The sequence below is a fragment of the Ignavibacteria bacterium genome (assembly GCA_016873845.1).
Taxonomy (GTDB): Bacteria; Bacteroidota; Ignavibacteria; order Ch128b; family Ch128b; genus JAHJVF01.
The window spans coordinates 23,990-30,522 of the sequence record VGVX01000027.1; the positions used below are offsets into that span (position 1 = coordinate 23,990).

Genomic DNA, 6,533 nt, shown 5'->3' on the forward strand with positions numbered 1-6,533 from the left:
ACTTTTTAATGGGATATTGGATTTCGTTGAATTATTTTTTGCCACGAAATCACCAAAACACAAAATTGCACTAAAGTCATAAGATAAATCTTTTGATGCCTTTACCAATATTTTCAACGTTAAAATTAATTAAATAACCGAGTCTTTTTATTAGTTAATTTAAGATGACTTAATAATTGTGCTTCCCAGATTGGATTTACTTGTTCAATAGCTTTTAGTTCACAAATCACTTTATTTTCAACCAAGACATCTAACCGAAGTCCTTCATTAAATTGAATACCTTCATACACGATTGGAATATCAAGTTGTCTTAATGATTTTAATCCTCTTTTTTCTAATTCATAACAGAAACAGATTTCATATATTTTCTCCAATAATCCAGGTCCAAGATTTTTATGGATCGTATATGCTGCATCAACAATCTTTTTACCAATTTGTTCGATCTCTTCGGGGAGAGGTTCGTATTGTTTTACCTTCCTTTTTACCTCAAGTTTTTTTCTTTGAGTTGTTTTGTGCTTTAGTGTTTTTGTGGCATTTTCTTTTAACACCGGACTACTATTACCTGCATTTTTTCTTCAACCTGATCCTATTCTTCACTTCCACTCAATTATACTGTCATTGCCAAAACTGATGCCGACTTTAACTGCAGAACGTATCATTTGACAATCAGGCGGAACTAATCTTTGCATCTTGATTGCATCTCCTATTCGAACAGCTTTGATTTCATTTCCTTTAAGTGCAACCATATAGCCAAATTTTTTCTTTGCTGCAATTTCTATTGCATAAGTCCCGAAACGGGTTGCAAGAATTCTATCGAACGGTGTTGGACTGCCGCCACGCTGTAAATGTCCAAGAACTGTTATTCGAGTTTCAAGTCCAGTATTTTCCTGAATATTTCTGCCGACAAGATTCCCAATTCCGCCTAATTGAATCGGATCTGTCCGCTTCTTATCCTGTGCCTTAACGACTATTTTTCCTCTAAAAGGTTTGGATCCTTCAGCCACACAAATTATACTGAATCTTTTACCGCGTGTACTTCTTTCAATTACTTTTTTATACACATCTTCCCATTTAAACGGTATTTCTGGTATTAGTATTACATCGGCACCACCAGCAACGCCTGCACCGAGAGCGATCCATCCTGCGTATCTTCCCATCAACTCAATCACCATCACTCGGTGATGCGAAGAAGCTGTAGTATGCAATCGATCAATTGCTTCTGTTGCAGCAAATACTGCTGAGTCGTAACCGAAAGTCAAATCAGTACCTTCGAGGTCGTTATCGATTGTTTTTGGTACACCGATGACTTTCATTCCGAGTTTGGATAGTTTTTCTGAGATGTGCATGGTTCCATCGCCGCCGATTGCAATCAAACAATCGAGCCCCCATCCTTTATAATTTTTTAGTGCGAGCTTTGAATGGTCTTCGATCACTACTTCATCTCCCTTGTCAACGGGCCAATGGAAAGGATCGCCTTTATTAGATGAACCTAAAATTGTACCACCAAGGTTAATAATGCCTGAGACTTCTTTATTCGTAAGTTCATGCATTTTGCCTTCAACGAGCCCCTCAAATCCATCTTCTATTCCAAAAACTGTCATGCCCATTTCGTGAGCAGGTTTTGTAACCCCGCGGATCACAGCATTCAATCCAGGACAATCACCTCCACCAGTTAATATTCCAATTCTTTTTACTTTCATATTTGCTCTCATTCTATTTTGTACAAAATTAAGTAAAGACGTACCAAAATAAAAAATCGATTTGAATTTGAAGTGGAATTTCTCAAATTAACTAAAACTATTGGAGGTCACATGCAAACCAAACAACTTTATAATTACAAAGCTGTTGTTACCGGAGTTTACGACGGCGATACAATTACTGTAAATATCGACTTGGGGCTTAGTACCTGGATCAATAATGAAAAAATCAGATTGGTGAGAATCGATGCACCCGAACTCAGAGGTAGTTCACGTAATAAAGGTTTAAAATCAAGAGACTTTCTTCGTGCGCTTCTTCTTGATAAAAAAATTCAGATTCAAACTATTAAAGATAGAAAAGAAAAATACGGAAGATATCTTGCTGAAGTCTGGCTCGAAACTTCATCTGGAAAATTTACCAACGTGAATGATTTGATGGTGGAAAAGAAGCAAGCAATTTATAAAAAGTATTAAGTAGTGAGTATATTGTATTGAGAGTTTGACAAAGAAAGATTCCATCTTTTTTGCTTAACCGACTTGGAAAAGATGGAATCTTTTACTTTGGGTAATTATCTATAAGCAGCTTCGTCCATTTCTTTAATTGAACTGAAGCCTTTCGGTGGACTCAAATATTTTGATAAGAATTTATAAATTTTCAATCTAATCTCTTTGGCTTTTTTGGTATCCATTCTATCAAATGAATGTCCGCCAGGAAGATTTTCAAAAATTTCATACTCGAATTTCTTTCCCTCCGATTTAAGTGATTTGATCAGATGCTCAACTTCCAAAACATTTACATCCTCATCGTTCGTGTTTGTATGAATCAACAAGGGTGTTTTCAATTTATGAGCATTCCAAGCGGGCGATCTTTTTTTATATTCTTCGACATTTTCATCGGCTGGTTTACCGATATGATAGTCCACTGAATATAAATCTCGGTACGATTGATCCTTATAACCCATTCGAGCAATCAAATCGCATACGGGCACGCCAGCGAAACAAACTTTATAATCACTCGGATGATCGAACACAGCCATAAGTGAAATCAATCCTCCATGACTCCATCCCATTATACCGACACGATTTTCATCAACGAAGCTGTAATTATTGATCATGAAATTTCTGGAAGCATGAACATCTTCGATCTCCAATCCGCCGTAATCAATTTTTTCATAATGCGATTTGCCATAGCCGGTACTGCCCCTATATTCAGCCGCAACAATTATGTATTGCTGTGCAATAAGCTCTTTCACTATGTGAGTGTAGTAAGTTGAAAAATCTGCGTGAACTCCGCCGTGCGGAAAAACTATGAGAGGATACTTCTTACCGAAATCAATATTCTTCGGAATAAAAACATACGACCAGAATTTTACTGGATTTCCGGCTCCTTGACCAGTTGGATTTTTTTCTTTCCACAATGGCGGGCCTGTCATAAAAACTTTATCTATGAATGCATAGTCCCCAACCCGTTCATACCACAGTACGTCATCAATTTTCTTTTCAAGAACATCTAACCGATGCTGTAAATTTTCATCTGCTTTTTTAAAGGAATTAAGTATCTGCTTAATTTCGTTTGAGTCTTGTGAAAACCCAGGATTTACATTAGCAAATAGAAAGAAAGAAAGAATTGGAATTAAAATAAATAATTTTCGCCTCTTCATTTTCAACCTCTTTTTTTATTTACAAACTTGTTTGAACACACGCAAAAAATTACCCCCGAGGATTTTCTTTACATCCTCGAAGCTGTATCCCTTTTTTAACAGTGCCATCGTTAAATCTGGAAATTTGCTGACATCTTCCAATCCGACCACAACTTTCTCAATTCCGTCAAAATCAGAACCGAGTGCAACATGGTCTATACCTACAAGATTTTTTATATAGTCGATATGTTTGATGACAGTATCAATCCTCACCGTTGATGAAGTTGATAAGAACGATGGATAAAAAACGACACCAATCACCCCCCCTGAATTAGCGATTGCAACTATTTGTTCATCGTAAAGATTTCGATAGTGATTCCGTAAAGCACGAACTCCGGAATGACTCGCAATAATCGGATTTGTTGTCACCTCTAAAACATCTTCTATTGTTTTTTTTCCAACATGTGAAATGTCAATAATTATTCCAAGTGAATCCATCGATTTAATAACTTGCCTGCCAAAATCCGACAATCCTTTTGTCAAGGCTTGCCCATCAGCTGCTGCAGTTGCCCATGATGTACTGTTATTCCAAGTCAGTGTCATATACCGTACACCGCGGTTATAGAATTCTTTTAATTTATCTACACTGTTTTCAATTGCATGGCCTCCTTCAACGGCTATTACACCAACAACTCTGTCTGTTCCGGATAAGCTGTCAATCTCTTTTGAGTTTTTGGCTTGTTTCAGTTTACTTGGATATTTATTGAGCTGTCTTTGAAAAGAATCAATCATAGCCATAGTGTGTTGAAAAGCAGTTGTTGGATATGAACTTGGACTCGGCCAAAGTGCAAACATTTGGGCATCAACGCCACCTTTTATAAATCTTGGGACGTCAGAATGATTATTATTATTCAATATTCCTAACTCATATCCATAAACGACTTTCTCCAAAACATCATTGTGGAGATCAATTACAAACGCTCTATGATGAAGTGAAACCAACTGTGTTATTATATTTTGGTTTGTACTCACGGATATACTTAAGGTATCATTATCATACCCAAAACTTGAAAAAATCAAATCCAGATTTATTGAGTTCCCGTAACTCTTTGAGAAAGGAATTTGTGAACCGCTTAAATATGGCTTTCCGAATCCACCGCGTTTCGATCCATCCAATTGGATCATCTTTTTTGTTAATCTATTCCCTCTGAATTCAATGGAGTAAAAATATATTCCCGCAGCACCAGCGCCATACCAATCAATTGTATAATTTCCGCCGGACAAAAATTGTTCAAATGATTCGATTTCCTGTCCCAGAGCATCATGAACAAAAAATTTCACATAGTCAGAAGAGGTAAGCGAAAAGGAGATTTTCGTTGAAGGATTGAACGGATTTGGATAGTTCTGTGAAAGCGAAAAATCCTCTGGAGTTAAATTAGATTCAGAGCCAACATTTGTGAGTGTGTACGACCAATTACCGAAGCCATTCGTATAGATTGAATCTGTTTTGCTCGGAATATTTTTAATGAAAATTTTAACGACAGCAGAATCGAGCGGATCATTAGTAAACTTATCTTTAACAATACCAGTCAAGTAATATGTTTGTCCAGCTAGAAAGCCATTATACAGAAGAATAGAACAAAGTGTTGGTAGAAATTTTATCATCGCTTTCATTACTTGCAATATAAATCCATTGTTCAAAACTTGAAAACAAAAATTCAATATTGGATAATTAAAGCTGCGAGAATACAAACTCATAGTCACAATCATCAAGTAGTGAAATTAACACATTATTTTAATTAAATAATAAAATATTTTATATTTCGAATAGATGAAAATGATTAAAGCATAGAAAGTTTGATTTGGATTTCTTTCAAAACCTCCGCAAGCAATTACGACTTTATCGTTTCAAGATCAATCGGCTTCTTTCAGTAATTCCTTTCTCACAAGATTCTTATCTTTTGATTTTAGGTGGCATTACAGGAGTACTGTGTGGCATCGGAGCAATTATTTTTCACTATTCCATTGACTGATCAAAGAGATATTTTTTGATCTCCCAGGAAAATTTTTCGGCAGAGAATCTCTAATTGGCGGCAGCGAATGGTTAAACTATGGAATACTAATTTTAATCCCAGCAATAGGTGGATTACTTGTCGGTATGATCGCTAAACAATTTGAAAAATCTCCTCCAATCGAAGGAATTCCGAGTGTAATTGATTCTGTAGCGACTAAAGGTGGGATAATAAAGGGAAGAGTTGCAGTTCTTAAAACAATCCTAAATGCATTAAGCATCGGTACTGGCGGTGCCGGAGGAAAGGAAGGGCCGATTGTTCAAATTGGTGCATCGATTGGATCAGCTTTTGGACAATATTTATCTTCATCACCGGAACGTTTAAAAATTTTAGTCGGCTGCGGAGCTGCAGCCGGATTATCCGCCGCGTTTAATACACCACTTGGCGGTGCGTTATTCGCAACTGAAATAATTATGAGAACGTTCAATGCAAAAACATTCAGTCCGATTATTATTGCATCAGTTTTTGGAACCGTGCTCTCTAGAAGTTTTATAGGAGCGGAACCTGCTTTACGTGTTCCGGATTATGCCTTATCATCTAACTACGAATTTTTGTTCTATACCGCATTAGGAATTTTAGCAGGTTTCGCATCAATTTATTTCATTAAAACTTTTTTCTTCATCGAGGAAAAATTTATAAAATTGAGAAAAACTCCAAGCTATTTGAAGCCTGCTATAGGCGGATTGTTTGTGGGTATAATTGGTTTATTTCTTCCAGGAGTGTATGGATTTTCTTATGCATTAATAGATAAGAGCCTGTTTAATCAAGCACCATTTATAATATTAGTTTTATTATTTTTCTTTAAGCCTATAGCAACGGGATTCACAATTGGTTCAGGAGGAAATGGCGGAACGTTTGCACCGAGCTTGTTTACCGGTGCAATGCTTGGCGGCGCTTTTGGACAAATCGCGAATTATCTCTTTCCTGAAATTAGTGCACCAGCAGGCGCTTATGCATTAGTTGGGATGGCAGCTGTGGTTGCTGGTGTAGTTCACGCCCCACTAACTGCATTAATAATGGTTTTTGAGATGACTAACAATTACACCGTCATATTACCCTTAATGCTCACAATTATCGTCTCATTGGCTGTATCGAAGTCAATTTCAAGAGGTTCGTTGTATACA

General features: G+C 36.7%; 5 protein-coding genes and 1 pseudogene. 2 read left to right on the forward strand and 4 right to left on the reverse strand.

Annotation, left to right across the window (positions count from 1 at the left end; all coding sequences use genetic code 11):
* Positions 1–76: 76 nt before the first annotated feature.
* Both FJ213_06965 and FJ213_06970 read right to left on the reverse strand, forming a co-directional pair.
* Positions 77–548, reverse strand: a pseudogene (locus tag FJ213_06965) (GxxExxY protein).
* Positions 549–593: 45 nt separating this feature from the next.
* Positions 594–1,712, reverse strand: a complete 1,119-nt coding sequence (locus tag FJ213_06970) for an ATP-dependent 6-phosphofructokinase (protein MBM4175898.1) — start codon at positions 1,710–1,712, stop codon at positions 594–596.
* Between the two features lie 99 nt (positions 1,713–1,811).
* On the opposite strand from FJ213_06970, the gene FJ213_06975 reads away from it, so the two are divergent.
* A complete protein-coding gene (locus tag FJ213_06975; GenBank protein MBM4175899.1) occupies positions 1,812–2,171 on the forward strand; it encodes a thermonuclease family protein in 360 nt (119 codons plus the stop codon).
* 95 nt (positions 2,172–2,266) lie between these two features.
* Here the strand turns inward: FJ213_06975 and FJ213_06980 are convergent, their stop codons facing one another.
* Positions 2,267–3,358: a S9 family peptidase gene (locus FJ213_06980; protein MBM4175900.1), complete on the reverse strand. Its 1,092-nt coding sequence runs from the start codon at positions 3,356–3,358 to the stop codon at positions 2,267–2,269.
* A gap of 15 nt (positions 3,359–3,373) precedes the next feature.
* Positions 3,374–5,107 carry a T9SS type A sorting domain-containing protein gene (locus FJ213_06985; GenBank protein ID MBM4175901.1) on the reverse strand — a complete coding sequence of 578 codons (1,734 nt, stop codon included), beginning with the start codon at positions 5,105–5,107 and terminating at the stop codon, positions 3,374–3,376.
* A gap of 388 nt (positions 5,108–5,495) precedes the next feature.
* On the opposite strand from FJ213_06985, the gene FJ213_06990 reads away from it, so the two are divergent.
* A partial coding sequence (locus FJ213_06990) for a chloride channel protein (GenBank protein ID MBM4175902.1) occupies positions 5,496–6,533 on the forward strand: 1,038 nt, incomplete at its 3' end.